At 59.7% G+C, this 24,367-nt stretch carries 20 protein-coding genes and 1 tRNA gene; 17 read left to right on the plus strand and 4 right to left on the minus strand.

All coding sequences use genetic code 11. From position 1 onward, the window contains the following. The first annotated feature begins 97 nt into the window (after window positions 1-97). From rpsU to FEE99_RS01055, 16 genes are all read left to right on the plus strand, one after another. Window positions 98-313, plus strand: coding sequence for a 30S ribosomal protein S21 (gene rpsU / locus FEE99_RS00980; RefSeq protein ID WP_002551877.1), 216 nt, complete (start codon window positions 98-100; stop codon window positions 311-313). A gap of 486 nt (window positions 314-799) precedes the next feature. Further along, the gene (dnaG, locus tag FEE99_RS00985; protein ID WP_024014549.1) at window positions 800-2,764 is read left to right on the plus strand and encodes a DNA primase; all 1,965 of its coding nucleotides are present in this window, start codon (window positions 800-802) and stop codon (window positions 2,762-2,764) included. 67 nt (window positions 2,765-2,831) lie between these two features. Next, the gene (gene rpoD / locus FEE99_RS00990; protein WP_024014550.1) at window positions 2,832-4,679 is read left to right on the plus strand and encodes an RNA polymerase sigma factor RpoD; all 1,848 of its coding nucleotides are present in this window, start codon (window positions 2,832-2,834) and stop codon (window positions 4,677-4,679) included. A gap of 125 nt (window positions 4,680-4,804) precedes the next feature. After that, the gene (locus FEE99_RS00995; RefSeq protein ID WP_041476706.1) at window positions 4,805-8,551 is read left to right on the plus strand and encodes a bifunctional diguanylate cyclase/phosphodiesterase; all 3,747 of its coding nucleotides are present in this window, start codon (window positions 4,805-4,807) and stop codon (window positions 8,549-8,551) included. A 15-nt stretch (window positions 8,552-8,566) separates the two neighbouring features. Next, window positions 8,567-8,643 (plus strand) — tRNA-Ile (locus FEE99_RS01000). Window positions 8,644-8,837: 194 nt separating this feature from the next. After that, window positions 8,838-9,410, plus strand: a complete 573-nt coding sequence (locus FEE99_RS01005) for a PBECR2 nuclease fold domain-containing protein (RefSeq protein WP_056786649.1) — start codon at window positions 8,838-8,840, stop codon at window positions 9,408-9,410. A gap of 272 nt (window positions 9,411-9,682) precedes the next feature. After that, entirely contained in the window at window positions 9,683-10,144 is a 462-nt protein-coding gene (locus FEE99_RS01010; RefSeq protein WP_041476707.1) for an Lrp/AsnC family transcriptional regulator, read from the plus strand. 223 nt (window positions 10,145-10,367) lie between these two features. After that, window positions 10,368-12,050, plus strand: a complete 1,683-nt coding sequence (locus tag FEE99_RS01015) for a flavin monoamine oxidase family protein (protein WP_024014552.1) — start codon at window positions 10,368-10,370, stop codon at window positions 12,048-12,050. A 12-nt stretch (window positions 12,051-12,062) separates the two neighbouring features. Further along, window positions 12,063-12,857 carry a carbon-nitrogen hydrolase family protein gene (locus FEE99_RS01020; RefSeq protein ID WP_041476708.1) on the plus strand — a complete coding sequence of 265 codons (795 nt, stop codon included), beginning with the start codon at window positions 12,063-12,065 and terminating at the stop codon, window positions 12,855-12,857. Between the two features lie 38 nt (window positions 12,858-12,895). Next, window positions 12,896-15,307 (plus strand): pyrroloquinoline quinone biosynthesis protein PqqF, encoded by a 2,412-nt coding sequence (gene pqqF / locus FEE99_RS01025; protein WP_041476709.1) that lies wholly within the window; start codon window positions 12,896-12,898, stop codon window positions 15,305-15,307. Between the two features lie 156 nt (window positions 15,308-15,463). After that, window positions 15,464-15,538, plus strand: coding sequence for a pyrroloquinoline quinone precursor peptide PqqA (gene pqqA / locus FEE99_RS01030; RefSeq protein ID WP_003444522.1), 75 nt, complete (start codon window positions 15,464-15,466; stop codon window positions 15,536-15,538). Window positions 15,539-15,619: 81 nt separating this feature from the next. Next, window positions 15,620-16,531: a pyrroloquinoline quinone biosynthesis protein PqqB gene (gene pqqB, locus FEE99_RS01035; RefSeq protein WP_041476710.1), complete on the plus strand. Its 912-nt coding sequence runs from the start codon at window positions 15,620-15,622 to the stop codon at window positions 16,529-16,531. Between the two features lie 136 nt (window positions 16,532-16,667). Next, window positions 16,668-17,420 (plus strand): pyrroloquinoline-quinone synthase PqqC, encoded by a 753-nt coding sequence (gene pqqC / locus FEE99_RS01040; protein ID WP_039757691.1) that lies wholly within the window; start codon window positions 16,668-16,670, stop codon window positions 17,418-17,420. Next, entirely contained in the window at window positions 17,417-17,692 is a 276-nt protein-coding gene (gene pqqD, locus FEE99_RS01045) for a pyrroloquinoline quinone biosynthesis peptide chaperone PqqD (protein WP_041476711.1), read from the plus strand. The genes pqqC and pqqD overlap by 4 nt, the downstream gene beginning before the upstream one ends. Further along, window positions 17,664-18,836, plus strand: coding sequence for a pyrroloquinoline quinone biosynthesis protein PqqE (gene pqqE / locus FEE99_RS01050; RefSeq protein ID WP_041476712.1), 1,173 nt, complete (start codon window positions 17,664-17,666; stop codon window positions 18,834-18,836). Before pqqD ends, pqqE begins: the two co-directional genes overlap by 29 nt. Then, window positions 18,802-20,601, plus strand: coding sequence for a S9 family peptidase (locus FEE99_RS01055; protein WP_041476713.1), 1,800 nt, complete (start codon window positions 18,802-18,804; stop codon window positions 20,599-20,601). The genes pqqE and FEE99_RS01055 overlap by 35 nt, the downstream gene beginning before the upstream one ends. A 116-nt stretch (window positions 20,602-20,717) precedes the next feature. On the opposite strand, the gene FEE99_RS01060 is transcribed toward FEE99_RS01055, so the two are convergent. From FEE99_RS01060 to FEE99_RS01075, 4 genes are all read right to left on the minus strand, one after another. Next, window positions 20,718-20,876, minus strand: coding sequence for a YqaE/Pmp3 family membrane protein (locus FEE99_RS01060; protein ID WP_003228885.1), 159 nt, complete (start codon window positions 20,874-20,876; stop codon window positions 20,718-20,720). Between the two features lie 95 nt (window positions 20,877-20,971). After that, entirely contained in the window at window positions 20,972-21,292 is a 321-nt protein-coding gene (locus FEE99_RS01065) for a helix-turn-helix domain-containing protein (RefSeq protein WP_041476714.1), read from the minus strand. Continuing rightward, window positions 21,285-21,641 (minus strand): type II toxin-antitoxin system RelE/ParE family toxin, encoded by a 357-nt coding sequence (locus FEE99_RS01070; RefSeq protein ID WP_041476955.1) that lies wholly within the window; start codon window positions 21,639-21,641, stop codon window positions 21,285-21,287. The genes FEE99_RS01065 and FEE99_RS01070 overlap by 8 nt, the downstream gene beginning before the upstream one ends. 251 nt (window positions 21,642-21,892) lie before the next feature. After that, on the minus strand, window positions 21,893-23,119 hold the full coding sequence (locus FEE99_RS01075; protein WP_041476715.1) for an aspartate aminotransferase family protein: 1,227 nt from the start codon (window positions 23,117-23,119) through the stop codon (window positions 21,893-21,895). A 169-nt stretch (window positions 23,120-23,288) separates the two neighbouring features. Here FEE99_RS01075 and FEE99_RS01080 point away from each other — a divergent pair, with 169 nt between their 5' ends. Next, window positions 23,289-24,203 (plus strand): LysR family transcriptional regulator, encoded by a 915-nt coding sequence (locus tag FEE99_RS01080; RefSeq protein WP_041476716.1) that lies wholly within the window; start codon window positions 23,289-23,291, stop codon window positions 24,201-24,203. Window positions 24,204-24,367 lie beyond the last annotated feature (164 nt).

Below are 24,367 nucleotides of genomic sequence, written 5' to 3' on the forward strand. Positions count from 1 at the left end.
TGAGGGGTTAACATCCGCAACCCTTAAAAACCGACGTCTTCAAGTGCTCTTTTGCCGCGAGGATGTTGACCCCGGTAATGAATGAAGGTAGCTCTGGATGCCAGCCGTCAAAGTAAAAGAGAACGAACCCTTCGACGTAGCTCTGCGTCGTTTCAAGCGCTCCTGCGAAAAAGCCGGTGTACTGGCTGAAGTTCGTAGCCGCGAATTTTACGAGAAGCCAACTTCTGAGCGTAAGCGCAAGGCAGCAGCCGCTGTTAAGCGTCACGCCAAGAAAGTTCAGCGCGAACAGCGCCGCGCCGTTCGTCTGTACTAATCCACAGACGTTCGTAGCAAGCTTCTTGCCTAAGCCCGGCCCTCAGCCGGGCTAATGGCATTTGCGTAAAACGCTTGATGCTTCACCGTCGACGCCGCCGATGCGACCGAGACAAATCTGCTTCACCGCGTCAGGCCTGGCTCTTTTGCCAGCGGTGCACGTCTTTTCTGACGAGCCTTTCAAGGCTACTGACGAGCACACCCACTGATTCCTCTTACGACGATCAGCCCAAGGCACCTGCATGCGTGCCCGCTTTATTGAGCTATCCGAGGTCGACAATCGGCCGTCAGCGGATTCAGCGCAACACTTTCACATAGTCGAAGACTGATAGGTACTAACGTCAGTGGATTTTCGGCAGATACACTTCCCGACAGCGATTACGCAGACGACACCGGTCGAGCCGCACTTTTTGTGCGTTTCCAGCAATGGCCCGCGTCCGATGGCCTGTCGCAACGGATTTATTGCAGCGCAGACGACGAGAACGCCATGGCCGGGCTGATTCCCCAGAGCTTCATTGACGACCTGCTGAACCGCACCGACATCGTCGACGTGGTCAGCTCGCGCGTGCAATTGAAGAAGGCCGGCAAGAACTACACCGCCTGCTGCCCGTTCCATAAAGAGAAAACCCCGTCATTCAGCGTCAGCCCCGACAAACAGTTCTATTACTGTTTCGGCTGCGGCGCCGGCGGCAACGCCCTCGGCTTTCTCATGGATCACGACAACCTGGACTTCCCCCAGGCCGTCGAAGATCTGGCCAAAGCCGCCGGCATGGAAATCCCCCGCGAAGAAAGCGGTCGCGAGCGCAAGCCGCGCCAGCCGACCGATTCGCCGCTGTACCCGCTGCTGACCGCCGCCGCTGATTTTTACCGGCAGGCACTCAAGAGTCATCCGTCGCGCAAGGCTGCGGTGGATTACCTCAAGGGCCGCGGGTTGACGGGCGAGATCGCTCGGGATTTCGGCCTCGGTTTTGCGCCGCCGGGCTGGGACAACCTGCTCAAGCATCTGAGCAGCGACACCCTGCAACAGAAAGCCATGATCGAAGCCGGCCTGCTGATCGAGAACGCCGAAACCGGCAAGCGCTATGATCGCTTCCGCGATCGCGTGATGTTCCCGATCCGCGACACCCGCGGACGAATCATCGCCTTCGGCGGCCGCGTACTCGGCGACGACAAGCCCAAATACCTGAACTCACCGGAAACTCCGGTATTCCATAAAGGCCAGGAACTCTACGGCCTCTATGAAGCGCGCAAGAACAATCGCAACCTCGACGAAATCATCGTCGTCGAGGGTTATATGGACGTCATCGCCCTCGCCCAGCAAGGCTTGCGCAATGCCGTCGCCACGCTGGGTACCGCGACCAGCGAAGAACACCTCAAGCGCCTGTTCCGCGTCGTGCCGAACGTATTGTTCTGCTTCGACGGCGACCAGGCGGGCCGCAACGCCGCGTGGCGCGCACTGGAAGCGACCCTGCCGTGCCTGCAGGACGGTCGTCGCGCGCGGTTCCTGTTTTTGCCCGAAGGCGAAGATCCGGACACCCTGGTTCGCGCGGAAGGCACCGACGCATTCAAGGCGCGCATCAATCAGCACGCGCAGCCGCTGGCCGATTATTTTTTCCAGCAACTGACCGAAGAATCCGACCCGCGCTCTCTTGAGGGCAAGGCGCACATGGCCACCCTCGCCGCACCATTGATCGACAAGGTGCCGGGCGCAAACCTGCGCATTCTCATGCGTCAGCGCCTGACCGAAATCACTGGCCTGAGCAGCGAAACCGTCAGCCAACTGGTCCAGAGTGCGCCACAGGAAGCACCGCCCGCCTACGATCCGGGCTTCGATTACGACGCCATGCCGGATTACAGCGACTACCATCAGCCGCAGGCGCAGGACATGTATGCGCCGCAACAGGAATGGACGCCGAAGAAACCCGGCGCCGGCGGCAAGAAGTGGGACAAGAAACCGTGGGACAAGAACGGCAAGCGTGGTGGCGATCGCGAACAGCAGCGCCCGCGCACGCCGATTGGCGTTGAATCGCCAACCCTGACGGCACTGCGAACATTGCTCCATCATCCGCAACTGGCCAAGCGCGTCGAAGACGCCGGGCACATTGCCGATGAAAATCAGACCAACGCCCAGCTGCTTGTGGCCCTGCTCGAAGCCGTACAGAAGAATCCCAAGCTAAACTCATTTCAGCTGATCGCGCGATGGCACGGTACTGAACAGGGTCGCTTGCTCAAGGCGCTGGCAGAAAAGGAATGGCTGATTGACGGAGATAACCTTGAACAACAGTTTTTCGACACCATTACTAGCTTGTCCGCCCGCCAACGCGAGCGAAATCTCGAACAGTTACTCAGGAAAGCGCGGCAAAGCGAACTGAGCGTCGAAGAGAAAAATCAACTGCGCGACCTTTTAAGTCGCAATGTTTCCGCATCAAACCCGACCTCAACTGGCGCGTGAGGTCATAGCTCAGGTATAATCCTCGGCTTGTTTTTTGCCCGCCAAGACCTTCAGTGGATAGGGTGTTATGTCCGGAAAAGCGCAACAGCAGTCTCGTATTATTGAGTTGATCAAACTGGGTCGTGAGCAGAAGTATCTGACTTACGCCGAGGTCAACGACCACCTGCCCGAGGATATTTCAGATCCGGAGCAGGTGGAAGACATCATCCGCATGATTAACGACATGGGGATCCCCGTACACGAGAGTGCTCCGGATGCGGACGCCCTTATGTTGGCCGACGCCGATACCGACGAGGCCGCTGCGGAAGAAGCAGCCGCTGCGTTGGCGGCGGTGGAGACCGATATCGGTCGCACCACTGACCCGGTGCGCATGTACATGCGTGAAATGGGTACGGTCGAGCTTCTGACCCGTGAAGGCGAAATCGAAATCGCCAAGCGGATCGAAGAAGGCATTCGTGAAGTGATGAGCGCGATTGCGCACTTCCCAGGCACGGTTGACCACATTCTCTCCGAGTACACCCGCGTCACCACCGAAGGTGGTCGCCTGTCCGACGTCCTGAGCGGTTATATCGACCCGGACGACGGCATCGCGCCGCCTGCGGCAGAAGTGCCGCCGCCGGTTGACCCGAAAGCCGTCAAGGCCGACGACGATACCGACGACGATGATGCCGAATCTTCCGACGATGAAGAAGAAGCCGAAAGCGGTCCGGATCCGGTCATCGCTGCGCAGCGCTTCGGTGCCGTCGCCGACCAGATGGAAATCACCCGCAAGGCCCTGAAAAAGCACGGTCGTCACAACAAGGCAGCCGTTGCCGAGTTGCTGGCCCTGGCCGAGCTGTTCATGCCGATCAAACTGGTGCCGAAGCAATTCGAAGCCCTGGTCGAGCGTGTACGCAGTGCCCTGGATCGCCTGCGTCAGCAAGAGCGCGCGATCATGCAGCTGTGCGTACGTGATGCACGTATGCCGCGCGCCGATTTCCTGCGTCAGTTCCCGGGCAACGAAGTCGACGAAAGCTGGTCCGACGCCCTGGCCAAAGGCAAGAGCAAGTACGCCGAAGCCATCGGTCGCGTGCAGCCGGACATCATCCGTTGCCAGCAGAAGCTGATTGCGCTGGAAACCGAGACCGGCCTGACCATCGCAGAAATCAAGGACATCAACCGTCGCATGTCGATCGGTGAGGCCAAGGCCCGCCGCGCGAAAAAAGAGATGGTTGAAGCCAACCTGCGTCTGGTGATCTCGATCGCCAAGAAGTACACCAACCGCGGTCTGCAATTCCTCGATCTGATCCAGGAAGGCAACATCGGTCTGATGAAGGCGGTGGACAAGTTCGAATACCGTCGTGGTTACAAGTTCTCGACTTATGCCACCTGGTGGATCCGTCAGGCGATCACTCGCTCGATCGCCGACCAGGCGCGCACCATCCGTATCCCGGTGCACATGATCGAGACGATCAACAAGCTCAACCGTATTTCCCGGCAGATGTTGCAGGAAATGGGTCGCGAACCGACTCCGGAAGAGCTGGGCGAACGCATGGAAATGCCTGAGGACAAGATCCGCAAGGTACTGAAGATCGCCAAAGAGCCGATCTCCATGGAAACCCCGATCGGTGATGACGAAGACTCCCATCTGGGCGACTTCATCGAAGACTCGACCATGCAGTCGCCAATCGATGTCGCCACAGTGGAAAGCCTGAAGGAAGCGACTCGCGAAGTGCTGTCCGGCCTCACTGCCCGTGAAGCCAAGGTACTACGCATGCGTTTCGGTATCGACATGAACACCGACCACACGCTCGAAGAGGTGGGCAAACAGTTTGACGTAACGCGTGAGCGGATCCGTCAGATCGAAGCCAAGGCGCTGCGCAAGCTGCGCCACCCGACGCGAAGCGAGCATCTGCGCTCCTTCCTCGACGAGTGATACCAGAACCCCCGGCCCAGGCCGGGGGTTTTGTTTTATGGCAGATTAAATTCCCCGCTCCGCCCTCCCCGTCGCGTACCCCGTCTACACTCGAAACAATCATCCCAAGCCCTGACGAGAGCGTTATGCCCAGACTGGCGCCCGTGCTTTTTCTGCTGTCATTGATGATCTGCACCGCCACGGCTGACGCGCTGACTCTCACCGATGAAGAACGCAGCTGGCTGGCGGCTCACCCTGACTTGCGCCTGGGTGTTGATGCATCGTGGCCGCCTTTCGAATTTCGTGACGACCAGAACCGCTATCAGGGTCTCGCCGCTGACTATATCGACGTGATTCGCCAACGTTTGGCGATCAAGCTGACGCCCATCGAACCGGCAAGCTGGACGGTGGTGCTGGAGCAGGTCAAAAAAGGCAAGATCGATTTGCTGCCGGGAATCATGTCCACGCCGGAACGCCAGAATTACCTGTCATTTACCCGGCCGTACCTCGACTTCCCGATCGTCATTCTGGCCCATGTCGGCGGGGCCCAGCCGCGCAAACTCGACGACCTGTACGGTCTGAAAATCGCCGTAGTGGAAAACTACGCTCCCCACGAACTGCTGCGCACTCACCATCCCGATCTGAATCTGGTGGCCATGCCCAATGTTAGTTCGGCGCTGCAAGCCCTGGCGACCGATGAAGTGGACGCGGTGGTCGGCGATCTGGCTTCCAGCGTCTGGAGCCTGCGCCAGCTCAAACTCGACGGCCTCTACGTCAGCGGCGAAACCCCGTATCGCTATCAACTGGCGATGGCCGTGCCCCGCGACAACAAGATGTTGGTGGGCATTCTCGATAAAGTCCTGGCCGACATGACACCGGCGGAAATCAGCAGCATTCAGGAACATTGGGTCGGTAATGTGCTCGACCACCGCACGTTCTGGTCGGACCTGCTGATGTATGGCCTGCCCGGTCTGTTGTTGTTGATGACGGTGCTGGCCGTGGTGATTCGCATCAACCGTCGCCTGAGCTCGGAAATCTCCCGGCGCATCGACCTCGAACAGGAATTGCGCAGCAGCGAATATCACTACCGTGGCCTGGTGGAGAGTTTGTCGGCGATCGCCTGGGAAGCGCGGATGAGCGACTTCACCTACAGCTATGTTTCGCCCCATGCTGAAGACCTGCTCGGGTATCCACAGTCTCACTGGCTGATTCCGGGTTTCTGGCACAACATCATTCACCCGGCCGACCTGACCCGCACGCAGAACTATTGCAGGGAAGCGCTGCGCCAGGGCCGCGATCACATCGTCGATTATCGCGTGATCACCGCCGACGGCCGCTGCCTGTGGGTGCGCGACATTGTCAGCCTGATCGAGCATGGCCACGAACCGGTGATGCGCGGGTTGATGATCGATATCAGCGAAATCAAACGCACCGAAGAGGCGCTGCGCCTGTCCGAGCAGAAGTTCGCTTCGGTGTTTGAGCAATGCCCGGACATTCTGGTGATTGCGCGCCTGTCCGACGGCTGCCTGCTGGAGGTTAACGAGGCCTTCGAAGAGCAGATCGGCCTCAGGGCCGAGGAGGTGATCGGCCAGACCGCCACCAACCTCAATATCTGGGGCATCCCCGGGGTGGGGCCGGGCCTCTTGCAGCGTTTGCAGGCCGGCAGCATCCGTAATCTGGAAATGCCCTTTCGCCGCAACAACGGCCAATTGTTCACCGGGCTGATTTCCGCCGAGCCTTTCGACCTCGACACCACCCCGGCGCTGGTGGTGGTAGTTCGCGACATCAGCCAGCTCAAGGAAACCCAACAGCAACTGCAAACCTCTGAAGAGAAGTTCGCCAAGGCGTTCCATGCGTCGCCGGATGGCCTGTTGCTGTCGCGCCAGAGCGACGGCCTGCTGTTGGAGGTCAACGAAGGTTTTAGTCGTATCACTGGTTTCAACAGCGCCATGTCGGTGGATCGTTCAACGCTGGATCTGGGCATCTGGGTCAACCTCAACGAACGCAAGCAGATGCTCGATCTGCTAAAGCGCGACGGGTTTGTCCGCGACTTCACATGCCACATCCGTCGCAGCGACGGGCAGATTCGCCTGTGCGAAGTGTCCAGTCGCCCGCTGCCGATCGGCGACGAGGATTGCATGCTGACCATCGCCCGCGACATCACCGAACGCCATCTCATGCAGGAAAAACTGCAGCAGGCCGCGACCGTTTTCGAGAGCACCGCCGAGGGCGTGTTGATCACCGATACTCAACAACACATCAGCGCCGTCAATCGCGCTTTCACCGAAATCACCGGTTACAGCGAAAGTGAAGCGCTGGGCCACACGCCACGCTTGCTGGCGTCAGGGCTGCATGACAGCGCTTTCTACGCGGCGATGTGGCACCAATTGACCGACGAAGGCCACTGGCAGGGCGAGATTTCCAACCGGCGCAAGAACGGCGAGCTGTACCCAAGCTGGCTGACCATCAGCGCCGTGCGCAATCGCGACAAGTTCATCACCCACTTCGTCGCGGTGTTCGCCGATATTTCCAGCCTCAAGCATGCCCAGGCCAAGCTTGATTACCAGGCTCACCACGACCCGCTCACCGGCTTGCCAAACCGCACCTTGTTCGAGAGCCGCCTGCAAATGGCCCTGACCAGCCAGCAGGAAAATGGCGGCCAGGGTGCCGTGCTGTTTCTCGATCTCGACCGTTTCAAACACATCAACGACAGCCTCGGCCACCCGGTCGGCGACCTGTTGCTCAAGGGCATCGCCGTGCGCTTGAAAGAACAATTGCGCGATATCGACACGGTCGCGCGGCTGGGCGGCGACGAGTTCATCATTCTGCTGCCGGGCCTGCAGCAAGCCAGCGATGCCGACAACATCGCGACGAAACTGCTCAACTGCTTCGGTGCGCCGTTCCAGGCCGGCGAACACGAGTTTTTTATCAGCGCGAGCATCGGCACCAGCCTCTATCCCCGCGACGGCTGCGATGTCGCCACCCTGGTGAAAAACGCGGACGCGGCGATGTACCGCTCCAAAGCCAAGGGGCGTAACCGCGTCGAAAGCTACACCCGCGACCTCACCGCCCAAGCCAGCGAGCGCGTAGCGTTGGAACACGAACTGCGCCGCGCCATCGAGCGCGATGAGCTGTTTCTCTATTACCAACCGAAAATCAGCCTGGTCGACCACAGTCTGGTCGGTGCAGAGGCGCTGATTCGCTGGCGCCACCCAACCTTCGGCGACGTGCCGCCCGAGCATTTCATTCCGCTGGCCGAAGAGAACGGCATGATCCTGCAGATCGGTGACTGGGTGCTCGAAACCGCTTGCCGGCAAATGTTCGAGTGGAGCCGGATCTACCAACCGCTCGGGCCGCTCTCGGTAAACCTCGCTGGCGCACAGCTGCGTCAGCCGAACCTGTTGGTGCGCATCGAGCAACTGCTCAAGGACAACCGCCTCAGGCCGGATTTACTGCAACTGGAAATTACCGAGAACTTCATCATGAGTCAGGCCGAAGAGGCGCTGGCAGTGTTGCACCAGCTCAAACACCTCGGCGTGCAACTGGCGATCGATGACTTCGGCACCGGCTACTCCTCGCTCAGCTATCTCAAACGCCTGCCGCTGGACATCCTCAAGATCGACCAGTCCTTCGTCCGCGGACTGCCTGACGACCCCCACGACGCGGCCATTGTGCGCGCCATCATCGCGCTCGGTCGCAGCATGCAATTCACCGTGATTGCCGAAGGCGTGGAAACCCAGGCGCAACAACAATTCCTCGCCGCAGAAGGTTGTGAACAGATCCAGGGCTACATCGTCAGCCTGCCGCTGCCCCCGGACGAATTCGCCGCGACGTTTCTGCATATAACCGTATCGGATTTTTCGGATAGCACAGCCGCGAAACCGTCGCTATAATCCGCGGCCTACTGAGGGCCTATAGCTCAGTTGGTTAGAGCAGAGGACTCATAATCCTTTGGTCCACGGTTCGAGTCCGTGTGGGCCCACCAAATTGAAAAGCCGCGCTGAATGCGCGGCTTTTTTGTGGGTGCGGTTTCTCAGTCTGGCTAATTCCGACCCAGGAAGAAAGCTGCGCTATCTGTAGGATCATTCTGAAGCGATGCTTCCGGGACGTTTGCAGCCTTGTGAGGCTTTCCTGCGAGCAATTAATCTCCTGACGCCATCGCCGCCCAGGACTGTTTCCATGCTCATGAATGCTGCTCCAACAATCAGCGAAGCAGCCGACCAAGCAACCTGGATCGATCTTGCCCTACCCGACTTGAGAACACTCTCAAAAGAACTTCGATCAGCCGCAATCACAGAAATAAAAAGGGCTGACGATGCAGCGGGTGCCTTGGGAATACTCTTGGAATACTTCGGATTCATCGATGAGTCTGTTATGGCCGTCACGATCCTGACGCCGATTGGAAACGTTGCGGTTGCGAGAGACAAACTGGCCCACATCGTTGAAAAACGCCCGGACTCGCGCGAGCGCTATGTTCGACACGCTATCGATACCTTAACGGGACCCTTTGAAATATGGAAAGTCCGATACGATAACGGCGGACACCGCGTGGCATTCATCAATGCCTATGAGGCAAAAAATGACATGCTTGTGGTTGTAGACATTCGGAATGGACACGTTCTGTGGAATTTTATGCACGCTCCGGCGAGAGCCATGAACAGGCATCGAAAAGGCGAGCTTTTGTATAGGCGGTACATTCTTACGGACAAAAAAAGGGCAGCCATCGGGCTGCCCGTAACATCTAAATCCTGATATTTGCATCCTCAGGAAATGGGATGAAGAGGTCTCACCTGACACCGATGTTGCAGCATCGCTGAGGTACCTACATCTGCTAATGCCCTGCAAGGCAGCAGATTTCGCGCTCTTGTTGGCATTCTTGGGAAACAGGGCAGACAAGTCAAATCAATTGTCAGAACATTTGTTTCATCAAATTCATCAGTGACCACTTTGCTATGGCGCAAAAGCCTTTCCTTATTTGCCTGTAAAGTGCGCCTCCCTCCGACTCAACGCCAATGGAGCCCACCTTGCCAGACACCCGCCAACCCATCCTCGACGAAATCGACCGCCAGCTAATCGCCGCGCTGCAAATCAACGCCCGCGAAAGCGTGGCCATGCTCGCCCGTCAGCTAGGCATTGCTCGCACGACGGTGACGTCGCGCCTGGCCCGGCTGGAAAAGGCCAGAGTGATCACCGGTTATGGCGTGCGTCTTGGTCAGCGTGTGGTCGATGGTGGCTTGCAGGCGTACGTCGGGATCAAGGTGCAGCCGCGTTCCGGCAAGGACGTGTTGCGGCGTTTGAGTGCGATGGCGCAGGTGCAGCAGTTGTGTGCAGTGAGTGGCGAGTTTGATTATGTGGCGTGGTTGCGCACCGACTCGCCGGAGCAGCTCGATCAGTTGCTGGATCAGATTGGCAGCGTCGATGGGGTGGAGAAGACCACGACGTCGATCATTCTGAGCAGCAAGATTGATCGGGGGCAGCCGGTTTAAGATTTTGATCGAGCTTCTCGGGTGAATTTCAGAGCCTCTTCGCGAGCAGGCTCGCTCCCACATTTTGGTCGGTATGCAGCCTGCAATCGTCAGTCTGCACAACAATCAGGCAAAACGACGACACATTGCGTCTTATTAACGCGCTCCACGCTCCCTAGAATGGCTGACATCTTTTCCTATACTCAGACGCGAATCCTGCGTCGGGTCGCCAACAAGGTCAGCCATGAACAAGAACAACCGCCATCCTGCAGACGGAAAAAAACCTGTCACCATTTTCGGTCCGGACTTTCCGTTCGCGTTTGACGACTGGATCGAGCATCCCGCCGGGCTGGGGAGCATTCCTGAGCAGCACCATGGCGCTGAGGTGGCGATTGTCGGGGCGGGCATTGCCGGTCTGGTGGCTGCGTATGAACTGATGAAACTCGGTTTGAAGCCAGTGGTGTACGAGGCGTCGAAACTCGGCGGTCGTCTGCGCTCGCAAGCCTTCAACGGTACCGACGCCATCGTCGCGGAGCTTGGCGGCATGCGCTTTCCAGTGTCCTCCACGGCGTTCTATCACTACGTGGACAAGCTCGGCCTCGAAACCAAGCCTTTCCCCAACCCGCTGACCGGTGCTTCGGGCAGTACCGTGATCGATCTGGAAGGCGAAACCTATTACGCCGAAAGCCTGAAGGATCTTCCTGCATTGTTCCAGGAAGTCGCTGACGCCTGGGCAGATGCGCTGGAAGCCGGTTCGCAGTTCTCCGACATCCAGCAAGCCATTCGCGATCGCGATGTGCCGCGCCTGAAAGAGCTGTGGAACAAGCTGGTGCCGCTGTGGGACGACCGGACCTTTTACGACTTCGTCGCCACCTCGAAGGCCTTCGCCAAATTGTCGTTCCAGCATCGCGAAGTGTTCGGCCAGGTCGGTTTCGGCACCGGCGGCTGGGATTCGGACTTCCCCAATTCGATGCTGGAAATCTTCCGCGTGGTGATGACCAATTGCGACGATCACCAACACCTGGTGGTCGGTGGCGTCGAGCAGGTGCCACAGGGCATTTGGCGCCATGTGCCGGAGCGCTGTGTGCACTGGCCGGCCGGCACCAGCCTGAAATCCCTGCACCGTGGCGCGCCGCGTTCCGGCGTGAAGAAAATTGCTCATGCACCGGAGGGCCGTTTCGCCGTTACCGACAACAACGGTGACACCCGCGAATACGCCGCCGTCCTGACAACCTGCCAGAGCTGGCTGCTGACCACTCAGATCGAATGCGATGAAACCCTGTTCTCGCAGAAGATGTGGATGGCCCTCGACCGCACGCGCTACATGCAGTCGTCGAAAACCTTCGTGATGGTCGACCGGCCATTCTGGAAAGACAAGGATCCGGAGACCGGCCGCGACGTGATGAGCATGACCCTCACCGATCGCCTGACCCGTGGCACCTATCTGTTCGACAACGGCGACGACAAGCCGGGGGTGATCTGCCTGTCGTACTCGTGGATGAGCGACGCGTTGAAAATGCTCCCGCATCCGGTGGAGAAACGTGTTGAGCTGGCGTTGAACGCGCTGAAGAAGATCTACCCGAAAGTCGACATCGCCGCGCGGATCATCGGCGATCCGATCACCGTGTCGTGGGAAGCCGATCCGTATTTCCTCGGTGCCTTCAAAGGCGCCCTGCCCGGCCATTACCGCTACAACCAGCGCATGTATGCGCACTTCATGCAGGACGACATGCCGGCCGAACAGCGCGGGATTTTCATCGCCGGCGACGACGTGTCGTGGACACCGGCGTGGGTCGAAGGCGCGGTGCAGACTTCGCTCAACGCGGTGTGGGGCATCATGAAACATTTCGGCGGATCCACACATAAAGAGAACCCCGGCCCGGGTGATGTGTTCAAAGACATCGGCCCTATCGCCCTGCCCGAGTAAGAGGATTCCCCGATGCGCGTAGCCGTTTACCAATGTCCACCGCTGCCACTGGACCCCGCCGCCAACCTGCATCGCCTGCATCAAGTAGCGATGGAGGCCAAAGGCGCCGATCTGCTGGTGCTGCCGGAGATGTTCATGACCGGCTACAACATCGGCGCCGAAGCGGTCGGCACGCTGGCCGAGGTCTATAACGGTGAATGGGCGCAGCAGATCGGCCGGATTGCCAAGGCTGCCGGTCTGGCGATTGTCTACGGCTACCCGGAGCGCACCGCCGACGGGCAGATCTACAACGCCGTGCAACTGATCGACACCCATGGCGAGCGCCTGTGCAATTACCGCAAGTCGCATCTGTTCGGCGACCTCGATCGGTCGATGTTCAGCCCCGGTGACTCCGACTTGCCGGTGGTTGAATTGAACGGCTGGAAGCTCGGCTTCCTGATCTGCTACGACCTGGAGTTTCCGGAAAACGCGCGGCGCCTGGCCTTGGCCGGCGCCGAGCTGATCGTGGTGCCGACGGCCAACATGATTCCGTTCGATTTCGTTGCCGATGTCACCGTGCGTGCCCGCGCCTTCGAAAACCAGTGCTACGTGGCTTACGCCAATTACTGCGGACATGAAGGCGATATCCAGTATTGCGGGCAAAGCAGCATTGCCGCGCCGGACGGCAGCCGCATCGCTCTGGCAGGTCTGGACGAGGCGTTGATCGTCGGCGAACTGGACCGACAACTGATGAACGATTCACGCCAGGCCAATCGCTATCTCAGCGATCGCCGCCCGGAGCTTTACGGCGCGCTCAACCGCCGCTAATCCGCTAGCATGGGCACTTCACTGTTCTGGAAGTGCCCATGCCCGCGCCGACTCATCCCCGCCCCCACTCTGAAACCCTGGCCAACGGCCTGCGCGTGACCCTGCGCCACGTGCCCGGTCTCAAGCGCAGCGCTGCCGCGTTGCGCGTGGCGGCCGGCAGCCATGACGTGCCATTGGCATGGCCGGGGCTGGCGCATTTTCTCGAGCATTTGCTGTTTCTCGGCACCGAGCGTTTTCCCACAGACGAAGGGCTGATGGCCTACGTGCAACGTCACGGCGGCCAAGTGAATGCCAGCACCCGTGAGCGCACCACGGATTTTTTCTTCGAGTTGCCTGTGTCGTCCTTCAGCGGGGGGCTCGAGCGTCTGTCAGACATGCTCGCCCGGCCACGGATGAATCGGGACGATCAACTGCGTGAACGGGAAGTGCTGCAGGCGGAGTTTGTCGCCTGGTCGCAGGATCCGACAGCGCAACAGCAGTTTGCCTTGTATGAAGGTTTACCAGCGGAGCACCCGCTGCGTGGGTTTCATGCGGGTAATCGGGACAGCTTGCAGGTCGAATCGCCTGGGTTTCAGTCGGCGCTGAAAGATCTCCATCAGCGCTTTTATCGAACCGGGCAAATGAGCCTGAGTCTGGTCGGGCCACAAAGTATCGATGAGCTTCGGGAGCTGGCGCAGCAATTCGCAGCGGTGTTGCCGATTGGGGATAAAGTTGCCCAGGCCGCACCGCCACCGTTGGCAGTGAAAAGTTATCAACAGGTCGGCGCTCACTCGAACCTGTTATTCGCTTTCGACGCGTTGCCCGAGTCATCCGCCGAGGCGATGGCTTTTCTCTGTCATTGGTTGAATAGCGCAAAACCTGGTGGATTGCTCGCATACCTGCATCAACAGAATCTGGCTGACAGCCTGAAAGCCACGCCGCTCTACCAGTTCGCCGGCCAAGCGCTGCTGCATCTTCAATTCAATGCTGGCGGCGACCGCCTGGATACCATTCGCGAACGCCTGCTGGACTGGCTGAGCTTCTTCGCCCAGCAGGACTGGACGCCGTGGCGCGAGGAATACGCGGCCCTGCTTCAACGCCAGCAGCAAGTCAGCGGCGCGTTGCAACTGGCGCGCCTAGACATTGAGCAGCAAGCATTCGGCCTGTCCGAATCCGGCGCTGCCGCACTTGAGCACATCCTTCGCGAAATCGGCGTTGTGGATAACTTCAGCGATCATTGGCATCTGCCCGCCGCCAACCCTTTCTTGCGCGCCAGTGAACCGCTGGCCAACGCCGGGCTGATTCGCGGCCAGACCAGCGCCCACCGTGGCCTGCGCACCTTCGCCCAGGATCGCTCGCGCAGTCGTCGCGAGCGATCGCCGATGCAGTTCAGCCAGGCCCTGCCGGACAACAGCGATGAGGGCGCGATTTACCTGCGCTGGCAGGTCGAGACGACGGCCAGCGCCGATCTGCGCGCAAGATTGCAGCGCAGTCTGCGCCAGACCCGACAGGATGCGTCCGAAGCCGGGGTGGACTTGTCTTTCAGCGCCGCAGGTAACCAATGCCTGCTGAAAATGAGCGGATTACAGGAACCGATGCCCAGCGTCCTCGAGCATGCGCTGAAATGTCTGACGATGATCGGCGCCGATTCGCCGCGCGACGAGGTGCAGATACCGTCGATGCCGATCCGCCAACTACTCGAAGCGTTGCCAGAGAAATCCCTGCCCACGATTGAAACCAGCGATGACGCCAATCAGCTGTGGACAACTTCGCGCTGGGACGGCCTCGCTCTAGGCCTTAATCAACAAACCCAATCAGCCTTGGGCCTGGCGCTGAGCCGCATTCCCGGCACACCGGACAATCAACTACCGGTGACACCGATCACCCAAGGCCAGTACCACTGGAGCCAGATCAACACGGCCTCCAGCGAACACGCCTTGCTGCTGATCTGCCCGACTGCCAGCAGCGACATCGCTGATGAAGCAGCGTGGCGCCTTCTGGCTCAGTTGTGCCAGACGCCTTTCTATCAGCGCCTGCGCGTCGAATTGCAATTGGGGTACGCCGTGTTCAGCGCGCTGCGTCAATTGCACGGCATGACCGCGATTGTGTTTGGCGTGCAATCGCCGACGAACCTGGCGGGCAAGTTGCTCGAATACATTCAGGAGTTTTTCAACGGCATTCCCGCGTTGATCGAAACGCTCGATGAAGCAAGCTTCAAGCAACGGCGCCAAAGCCTCGCCGATCAGCTCGACGACACCACACTGTCCACCAAGGATGCCGCCGAACTCCTCTGGCAAGGCAAGCTTGCCGGCCATTCGTCGGATTACCGGGAGCAGTTGGTCACGGCGATCCGGCAACTCGATCGCCAGGCTTTGCTGGCCGCTGCGCAGCGCCTGATCAATGCCGAGAGTGGCTGGCATTGCCTGGCCAATGAATCGATGCCGGGCACACCGTGGCAAGCGGCAAACTGATCATTACCGAGGCTGCAAGGAGCTTTCTCAAAGATTCACGGGTCACGGCGTTGAAATTTTGAGTAACATAGCCGCCTAACTAATTGGAACATCACCGCGCTGCCGTGGACTATAACTATGGATAGCGCTATCCCAACCCTCAGAAGGAGACATCTCATGGCCTGGACCAAACCTGCTTACACCGACCTGCGTATCGGCTTCGAAGTCACCATGTACTTCGCAAGCCGCTGAGTTCTGCCTACGCAGAATCGCAGTGCAACGCCTCGGCTCGCCGAGGCGTTTTATTTTCCGCGTTGAAATGATGGAGCGTTCATGTTCGTCCAGATTCTGGGTTCGGCCGCCGGTGGCGGTTTTCCGCAGTGGAACTGCAACTGCGTCAACTGCGCAGGCTTTCGCGACGGCAGCCTGAATGCCAAGGCCCGCACCCAATCGTCCATCGCCATTTCCGATGACGGCGTGAACTGGGTGCTGTGCAATGCCTCGCCGGACATCCGCGCGCAACTGCAAAGCTTCGCCCCGATGCAACCGGGCCGGGCGCTGCGCGACACCGGCATCAGCGCGATCATCCTGATGGACAGCCAGATCGACCACACCACCGGCCTGCTGAGTCTGCGCGAAGGCTGCCCGCATCAGGTCTGGTGCACGGACATGGTTCACGAAGACCTGAGCACCGGTTTTCCCCTGTTCAAGATGCTCACCCACTGGAACGGCGGGCTGGACTGGAACCGTATCGAGCTCGACCAGAGCTTCACCGTAGCCGCCTGCCCGAATCTGCGTTTCACCCCGTTGCCGTTGCGCAGCGCCGCGCCGCCGTATTCGCCGCACCGTTTCGATCCTCATCCGGGCGACAACATCGGTTTGATCGTTGAAGACCTCAACACTGGCGGCAAGCTGTTCTACGCGCCGGGACTGGGCAAGGTCGATGCGCCGTTGCTGGAAATCATGGCGGGCAGCGATTGCCTGCTGGTCGACGGCACGCTGTGGGATGACGATGAAATGCAGCGCCGTGGCGTCGGCACCCGCACCGGTCGCGAGATGGGCCATCTGGCGCAGAACGGGCCTGGCGGCATGCTCGAAGTGCTGGAGCAGTTGCCCGAGCAGCGCAAGGTACTTATCCACATCAACAACACCAACCCGATCCTCGACGAGGATTCGCCGGAGCGTGCCGAACTGGCGCGGCGTGACGTTGAAGTAGCGTACGACGGCATGAGTATTGTGTTGTAGCGACCGGCCACTTCGCGAGCAAGCTCGCTCCCACATTGGATCTGTGCCGTACACAAAACCTGTGGGAGCTGGCTTGCCAGCGATGACGTCCTGACAGACACCACAGAATCCAACGGTTGTTCCCCGGAGAACCGCAATGACCGACACCCCGCTGTCCCCCGCCGAATTCGAAGCGGCCCTGCGCGCCAAGGGCGCCTACTACCACATCTACCACCCTTACCACGTGGCGATGTACGAAGGCCGCGCGACCCGCGAGCAGATTCAGGGCTGGGTCGCCAACCGCTTCTACTATCAGGTGAACATTCCCCTGAAGGACGCAGCGATCCTCGCCAATTGCCCGGATCGGGAAATCCGCCGCGAGTGGATTCAGCGCCTGCTCGACCACGACGGCGCACCCGGTGAAGATGGCGGCATCGAAGCCTGGCTGCGTCTGGGCCAGGCTGTTGGCCTCGATCCGGACCAATTGCGCTCCCAGGAACTGGTGCTGCCCGGCGTGCGTTTCGCCGTCGATGCCTACGTCAACTTCGCCCGTCGCGCCAGTTGGCAGGAGGCCGCCAGCAGCTCGCTGACCGAACTGTTCGCGCCGCAGATCCACCAGTCGCGCCTCGACAGCTGGCCGCAGCATTACCCGTGGATCGACCCGGCCGGTTATGAATATTTCCGCACCCGCCTCGGTCAGGCGCGGCGTGACGTCGAACATGGGCTGGCGATCACCCTCGAGCACTACAAGACCCGCGAAGGCCAGGAGCGCATGCTGGAAATTCTCCAGTTCAAACTGGACATTCTTTGGAGCATGCTCGATGCCATGAGCATGGCCTACGAACTGAACCGTCCGCCGTATCACAGCGTGACCGAACAACGGGTCTGGCATAAAGGAATCATCTTATGAGTTTCGACCGCAGCAAAGTGCCGAGCTGGCGCCCGGGCTATCGCTTCCAATACGAGCCGGCGCAAAAGGGTCACGTGCTGCTCTACCCTGAAGGCATGATCAAACTCAACGACAGCGCCGCACTGATCGGCGGCTTGATTGATGGTGAACGCGATGTCGCGGCGATCATTGCCAGACTCGACGAGCAGTTCCCCGGCGTGCCCGAGCTTGGTGACGACATCGAGCAATTCATGGAGGTTGCCCGTGCGCAGCACTGGATCGAACTTGCCTGATTCGTCCGTGCAAGTCCCGCCAAAACCTGAAGTCGGCCTGCCGCTGTGGCTGCTCGCCGAGCTGACCTACCGTTGCCCGTTGCAATGCCCGTATTGCTCAAACCCACTGGATTTCGCCGAGCAGGGCAAAGAGCTGACCACCGAGCAATGGATCAAGGTGTTCCGCGAAGCGCGGGAGATGGGCGCGGCGCAATTGGGCTTTTCCGGCGGCGAACCGCTGGTGCGTCAGGACTTGGCCGAACTGATCCATGAAGCGCGGCAGCTGGGTTTCTACACCAACCTGATCACCTCCGGCATTGGCCTGACCGAGCAGAAAATCAGCGACTTCAAAAAGGCCGGGCTCGATCACATCCAGATCAGTTTTCAGGCCAGCGACGAGCAAGTGAACAACCTGCTCGCCGGTTCGAAAAAGGCCTTTGCGCAAAAGCTGGAAATGGCTCGCGCAGTCAAGGCCCACGGCTATCCGATGGTGCTGAACTTCGTCACCCATCGGCACAACATCGACAAGATCGACCGCATTATCGAACTGTGCATTGCGCTGGAGGCCGACTTCGTCGAACTCGCCACTTGCCAGTTCTACGGCTGGGCGCAGCTCAACCGTGTTGGCCTGCTGCCGACCAAGGAGCAACTGGTGCGCGCCGAACGCATCACCAACGAATACCGGGCCAGGCTGGAAGCCGAAGGGCATCCGTGCAAGCTGATTTTCGTCACTCCGGACTATTACGAAGAACGCCCGAAAGCCTGCATGAACGGCTGGGGCAGCATCTTTCTGACCGTCACCCCGGACGGCACCGCCCTGCCCTGCCATGGTGCCCGCCAGATGCCGGTGCAGTTTCCCAACGTGCGCGAGCACAGCATGCAGCACATCTGGTATGACTCGTTCGGCTTCAACCGTTTTCGCGGTTACGACTGGATGCCCGAGCCGTGCCGCTCTTGCGACGAGAAAGAAAAGGACTTCGGCGGCTGCCGCTGCCAGGCGTTCATGCTCACCGGCGACGCCAGTAACGCCGACCCGGTGTGCAGCAAGTCCGAACATCACGGCGTGATCCTCAAGGCCCGCGAAGAAGCCGAGACCGCCACTCAAACCATCGAACAATTGGCCTTTCGCAATGAACGAAACTCACGCCTCATCGCCAAGGGCTGAGCCTTTCAGCGCCGCCCAAGCCGTCGCCGCCGGAACCGACTTCGCCGAACTGCAGCTCGACGCCCATGGCGTGTTCTGGAATGAATACCGCCCCGAGGATGCCGCATGCCGGATCTGGCATTGGCGCGATGGCGTAGCGAAACGTCTTACGCCGGACGGCTTCAGCGTGCGTAGCCGCGTGTACGAATATGGCGGTGGTGCGTTTTGTCTGACGCCTGACGGGGTGGTTTTCGTCAATGAAGCGGATCAGCAGTTGTATCGGCAAGCGCTGGGTGGCAAGCCGGTTGCGCTGACGTCGACTGACTGCCGCTACGGCGATCTGCAATTCGCCGCTGGCCGGGTATTGGCGGTTGAGGAGCAGCAGGATCGGCATCGACTGGTGGCGATTGATCTGGCGACCGGTACGCGACAGGTGCTGGCCGAAGGTGCTGATTTCTACGCGTCGCCAACGCTCAGCCCCGATGGCCAGCGGCTGGCGTGGATCGAGTGGAGTCGCCCGCATCAGCCGTGGACCTCGACGCGCTTGATGGTCGCGCAAGGCGATTTTTCTGCGCCTCGCTGTGTTGCCGGTGAGCAGATCGAGGAGTCGATCCAGCAGCCGCGATTCGACGCTGATGGGCGGCTCTGTTGCCTGACGGACCGTGGCGGCTACTGGCAGCCGTGGGGCGAAACGTCCGATGGCTTGCACGCGCTACCGAGTGCCGAGGCCGATCACGCGCCCGCGCCGTGGCAGCTAGGCGGCTGCACGTGGCTGCCTGTCGGTGATCAATTTTTAGCCAGTTGGAGCGAGGATGGTTTCGGTCGCCTGGCCCTTGGAAGTGAAGATTTCAGCGGTGACTACGGCCGCTTCCGCCACTTGGCGATGGATCAACAATTCATCTATTGCATCGCTGCATCGCCGACCAGCCCGTCGGCAGTGATCGCCATTGATCGTGTGTCTCATGCCGTGAAAATCCTCGCTGGCGGCGTGGCTCCATTGCCTGCCGAACGCATCAGCCGTCCGCAGACCTTGCGTTATCCGAGCGGCTCCGGCGAGGCGCACGGTTTCTTTTACCCGGCCATGAGCGGTGAAGCGAAACCGCCGCTGGTGGTGTTTATCCACGGCGGCCCGACGTCGGCGTGCTATCCGATACTCGACCCGCGCATCCAGTACTGGACGCAGCGCGGCTTTGCTGTCGCCGACCTCAACTATCGCGGCAGCAGTGGCTATGGTCGCGAATATCGCCAAGCGCTGCATCTGCGCTGGGGCGAGGTGGATGTCGAGGATGCCTGCGCGGTGGTCAGCTATCTCGCCGGACAGGGCTTGATCGATGGCGACCGCGCGTTCATTCGCGGCGGCAGTGCGGGTGGCTACACAACGCTGTGTGCACTGGCGTTCAGGCAGGTTTTCCGCGCAGGCGCCAGCCTCTACGGCGTCAGCGATCCGGTCGCGTTGGCTCGCGCAACGCACAAGTTCGAGGGCGATTATCTGGACTGGCTGATCGGCGATCCAGAGCTGGATGCCGAACGCTATGCCGCCCGCACGCCACTGCTGCACGCAGACAACATTCGCGTGCCGGTGATTTTCTTTCAGGGTGAACTGGACGCGGTGGTCGTGCCGCAACAGACCCGCGACATGGTCGCGGCGCTGGAGCACAACGGCATCCCGGTCGAAGCGCATTACTACCCTGACGAACGCCACGGCTTCCGCCGCGCGGCCAACCAGGCCCATGCGCTGGAGCAGGAGTGGACGTTTTATCGGCGAGTGATGGGGCTGGTTGACTGAAAACTGTGTTGCGCCCTTCGCGAGCAGGCTCGCTGCCACAGAGGACTTGTGTACATCACAGATCCAGTGTGGGAGCGAGCCTGCTCGCGAAAGCTATCTAAGTTGCGCTACCGGACTCAACGCTTGGCGATGATATACACCGCATGCACGATCCCCGGAATGTAGCCGCACAGCGTCAGCAGAATGTTCAGCCAGAACGCCCCGCCAAACCCGACCTGCAGAAACACGCCCAGTGGCGGCAACAGAATAGCGATGATGATACGAATGAAATCCATGGGGCAGCTCCTGAATGGGGGTTGGCTCACTTGAGCCATACAAGCTAATCGACCTGCGCCGTTCGTCAGGGTTCAGTGCGATAGCTGCGTCAGGCTCAAGCGAGAATTTTCAACCCATGTTTTTGTACGATGCTCAGTAGTTTGAGCGCCATACCGCTGGGATGTTTGTCACCCGATTCCCACTGCTTCACCGTGGATGCACTTGTGTTGAGATAGCGTGCAAATACCGGTTGGCTGACCTTGTTTCGCTCGCGTAGCGCCTTGATCTCCTCAGCCGGGATCGCTAAGGGAACCGATGCCAGACAGGAGTCATCGAATTCTCGCATCGTTGCCTTGTTTATTGCTCCGACAGCAAGCAACGCCCCGGCTGATTCGTGTATCGATTCAAAAACTTCACTTTTGAATTCCTTACTCATGACATATCTCCACAAACTCCTTCATCGCCAACAAGTCGTTGATCTGCGCTTCGGTCAGTTGCGCATAGACCTTTGCCAATTTACGTAAATCCTTCAATTCTGTTGGCGTGATATTGCTTTGATCCTGCTTGGCGAAAAGCACTTGGTTGATCCAGTGACGTCCACCTTTTGCCAAAACAATCGAACGGTGACGGTTCGCCTTCAAGCGCTTCTTCCACACGCCTCCGCCAAGATTGTCCGCCTGTCCCTGAAGCATCTGATAAAACGCCTCTTGCAACTCTTCATCTGTGATCCACGCCCTACTGGCCTGGAGGGCGAAGCGTTTGGTCTTGAACAGCCTCAATGGCATAGGTATCCCTTCCAAAAACATACCACCTAGTGGTACAGATCGCAAAACGGCTTTTTCGGTGATACCGATCAGGCCGTAGCCGCATCCCTTGCTGGCATTCTCTAAAAGACCATCCACGGTACGATCCCTCAAGCTCTAAATCACGTCTGTAAAACCCGGCCACAAAAAAAACGCCCCACGCCAAAAGAATCAGGCGTGGGGCGTGCGTTATACCGCGAGACGGTTCGAGTAATCGGTTGGGGCTGCTCAGCTCACACGGCAATGCCCTTGCGACATTGCACTTGGGCGGTGCGCACTCGCGAGAAGGCGCGGCCCAGGCGCAGGAGCATTTCGTCGATGTTGGCTTTGCTGACAGTGAGGGCCGGGGTGAAGCGCAGGCAGTCAGGCTGCGCGGCGTTCAATATCAGGCCTTCGTGAAGTGCGGCATGGACGACGGCGTCGGCGCATTCGTCGGACAGCGTCAACCCGTAAAACAGGCCTTGGCCGCGCAAATCGCCGTGGCCGTAGCGGTGCGCCAGTCGCGCAAGGCCTTCGCGCAAATGCTGGCCGCTGTCGTTAACCTGCTGGAGAAAGCTGCGGTCATGGATGCTGTCGAGCACCACCAGACCGGCCGCCGTCATCAAGGCGTTGCCGTGATGGGTGCCGCTCAGCTCGCCGGTGGCGAAGCAGCAGGCCTTGCCTCGCGCCAGCAAGGCCGCCAGCGGCAAGCCGCCGCCGAGGCCTTTGCCGAGCACGACGATATCGGCGCGAATCCCGTAGGACTGTTCGGCGAGCAAGCTGCCGCAACGGCCGATGCCGGTCTGCACTTCGTCGAGAATCAGCAGAATGCCCAGGTCACGACACAGTCGCTCGACGCCTTTGAGGTAGTGTCCGGTCGCGGGAATGACCCCGGCATCGCTCTGGATCGGCTCCAGCATGATCGCCACGGTCTGCGCGTCTACCGCCGCATGCAGCGCCGGCAGGTCGTTGAATGGCACTCGATCAATCGTCGCCAGACTGCGGCCATGACAACCCTGCTCAGCCATGATGATCCGCGAGGCGCCGCCGCGATGCAGCTGCCCCCATTTGCGCGCCAGTTTGATCGCCGCCTCACAAGCCTCGCTGCCACTGTTGAGCAGGTACGCCTGATCGCTGGACGTGCTGGCGCACAAACGTTCGGCGAGGCTGAGCATGCCGCGATTACGCAGATTGCAGCCTGGATTGATCAGCGCCTGGGCCTGATTGGCGATGGCTTTGACCAGCGCCGTGGGGCTGTGGCCAAGGCTGTTGGCGCCGCTGGCCTGGGAAAAGTCGAGGTAGGCGCGATCGTTGCTGTCCCATAGCCATGAACCCTGGCCGCGAACGAACACTTGTTGCGGCCGATCGACGCTGGGCATCAGGCGTTGGGCATTGAGATGGTCGGTCATAGCGGATGGCCCCGCCTCGAAGCAGAGGTCATCCAGACTCGGCGTCTGGCGCCGCAAACTGAACAGATTCATGCGGAAAAACCTCGCTGGAGGTTTTTTGAACTGCCTATGTAATCACGAACGAAGCAAATGGAATTCGTCACGCTTTCTGGCCCTGCAAGCCTTGTGAATGCGGTTAGACTAGGCGCGCAAACGGCTTCAGGCCATTTCGATTTCTCAGCCATTTCGATAAGCGCTACTTATGGATTTCAAACAACTGCGTTATTTCGTCGCGGTCTACGAAGAAGGCCATGTCGGCCGTGCGGCTGAGCGCTTGTCGATCTCGCAACCGGCGCTGTCGCAACAGATCCGTCAGCTGGAGCAGAACCTCGACGTCACCCTGTTCGAGCGCAGCAGCAAACGCCTGCTGCCGACCCTTGCCGCGCACACGCTGTACAACCACGCGCTGCCGTTGCTCGATGGCTTGCAGCGGGCGCGCGAGGCGTTGGGTAGTTTCAAGGGTCAGGCACTGCGCACACTGGCGATCGGTGTGTTGCAAACGGTGCACACCAGCCTTGTGCCGCAGATGCTCGAGCGTGTGCGCAAGGCGCAGCCGCATCTGGTGGTACAAATCTATGAACTGACCGGGCTGGAAATCGAACGGCGTCTGCTCAATGGTTCCCTGGACATCGGCATCAGCTATCTGCCACCGCGCCAACCCGGTCTGCACGGTGTGTTGCTGTACGAAGATGAACTGACGCTGGTCATCCCGGCGGACCATCCCTTGCGCGAGTTCAAGAAGGTCTCGATGCGCCAGGCTGCTGAGCTGCCCATGTTGCTGCTCGGCGAAGAGTTCCAGATCCGACAGATCTGGCAGGCACAACTGACCAGCCTCGGACGACGCCCGCAGGTGCAGGCCGAGCTGAACACTATGCTGGGGATTCTCGACAGCCTGCCGCACACCAGGCTGGCAACGGTGCTACCGGGACGTTCGCAAAAGGAATATGACGATGAAGATCTGCTATGGAAACCGCTGAGCGAACCACGGGTGCCGTTGCAAGTTGGCCTGGTGTGCCGCGATGTACAGCGCCAGCAGGCCTCGCTGGCACTGCTGCGGACTTTGCTTGAAGAGGTAATCGATCGCGAAATGAAGCCGCCTCTCGATCCGCTCGCCTGAAACTTTTCTTCAGGCAAAAGAAAACCCCGCCGAAGCGGGGCTTTGCAGACTGTTTCCCTGACATCCATTTCACTCCGCCACCCTGGCAGAATCCTACGTGTCCGTGTTGTTTACTTTGCGCTTCCTGCGCGACGTCCATGAAATGTAGATTAGCCGTGGATCCA

Source organism: Pseudomonas sp. ef1 (assembly GCF_007293365.2).
Lineage (GTDB): Bacteria > Pseudomonadota > Gammaproteobacteria > Pseudomonadales > Pseudomonadaceae > Aquipseudomonas > Aquipseudomonas siliginis.

Coding starts and splice junctions, on each gene's coding strand:
- FEE99_RS01080 (WP_041476716.1), top strand. CDS start 23,289: ATGGATTTCAAACAACTGCGTTATTTCGTCGCGGTCTACGAAGAAGGC.
- FEE99_RS01065 (WP_041476714.1), bottom strand. CDS start 21,292: ATGAGTAAGGAATTCAAAAGTGAAGTTTTTGAATCGATACACGAATCA.
- pqqD (WP_041476711.1), top strand. CDS start 17,417: ATGAGTTTCGACCGCAGCAAAGTGCCGAGCTGGCGCCCGGGCTATCGC.
- FEE99_RS01005 (WP_056786649.1), top strand. CDS start 8,838: ATGCTCATGAATGCTGCTCCAACAATCAGCGAAGCAGCCGACCAAGCA.
- rpoD (WP_024014550.1), top strand. CDS start 2,832: ATGTCCGGAAAAGCGCAACAGCAGTCTCGTATTATTGAGTTGATCAAA.
- FEE99_RS01015 (WP_024014552.1), top strand. CDS start 10,368: ATGAACAAGAACAACCGCCATCCTGCAGACGGAAAAAAACCTGTCACC.
- FEE99_RS01020 (WP_041476708.1), top strand. CDS start 12,063: ATGCGCGTAGCCGTTTACCAATGTCCACCGCTGCCACTGGACCCCGCC.
- FEE99_RS00995 (WP_041476706.1), top strand. CDS start 4,805: ATGCCCAGACTGGCGCCCGTGCTTTTTCTGCTGTCATTGATGATCTGC.
- FEE99_RS01075 (WP_041476715.1), bottom strand. CDS start 23,119: ATGAATCTGTTCAGTTTGCGGCGCCAGACGCCGAGTCTGGATGACCTC.
- dnaG (WP_024014549.1), top strand. CDS start 800: ATGGCCGGGCTGATTCCCCAGAGCTTCATTGACGACCTGCTGAACCGC.
- pqqC (WP_039757691.1), top strand. CDS start 16,668: ATGACCGACACCCCGCTGTCCCCCGCCGAATTCGAAGCGGCCCTGCGC.
- FEE99_RS01055 (WP_041476713.1), top strand. CDS start 18,802: ATGAACGAAACTCACGCCTCATCGCCAAGGGCTGAGCCTTTCAGCGCC.
- pqqB (WP_041476710.1), top strand. CDS start 15,620: ATGTTCGTCCAGATTCTGGGTTCGGCCGCCGGTGGCGGTTTTCCGCAG.
- FEE99_RS01070 (WP_041476955.1), bottom strand. CDS start 21,641: ATGCCATTGAGGCTGTTCAAGACCAAACGCTTCGCCCTCCAGGCCAGT.
- FEE99_RS01060 (WP_003228885.1), bottom strand. CDS start 20,876: ATGGATTTCATTCGTATCATCATCGCTATTCTGTTGCCGCCACTGGGC.
- rpsU (WP_002551877.1), top strand. CDS start 98: ATGCCAGCCGTCAAAGTAAAAGAGAACGAACCCTTCGACGTAGCTCTG.
- pqqF (WP_041476709.1), top strand. CDS start 12,896: ATGCCCGCGCCGACTCATCCCCGCCCCCACTCTGAAACCCTGGCCAAC.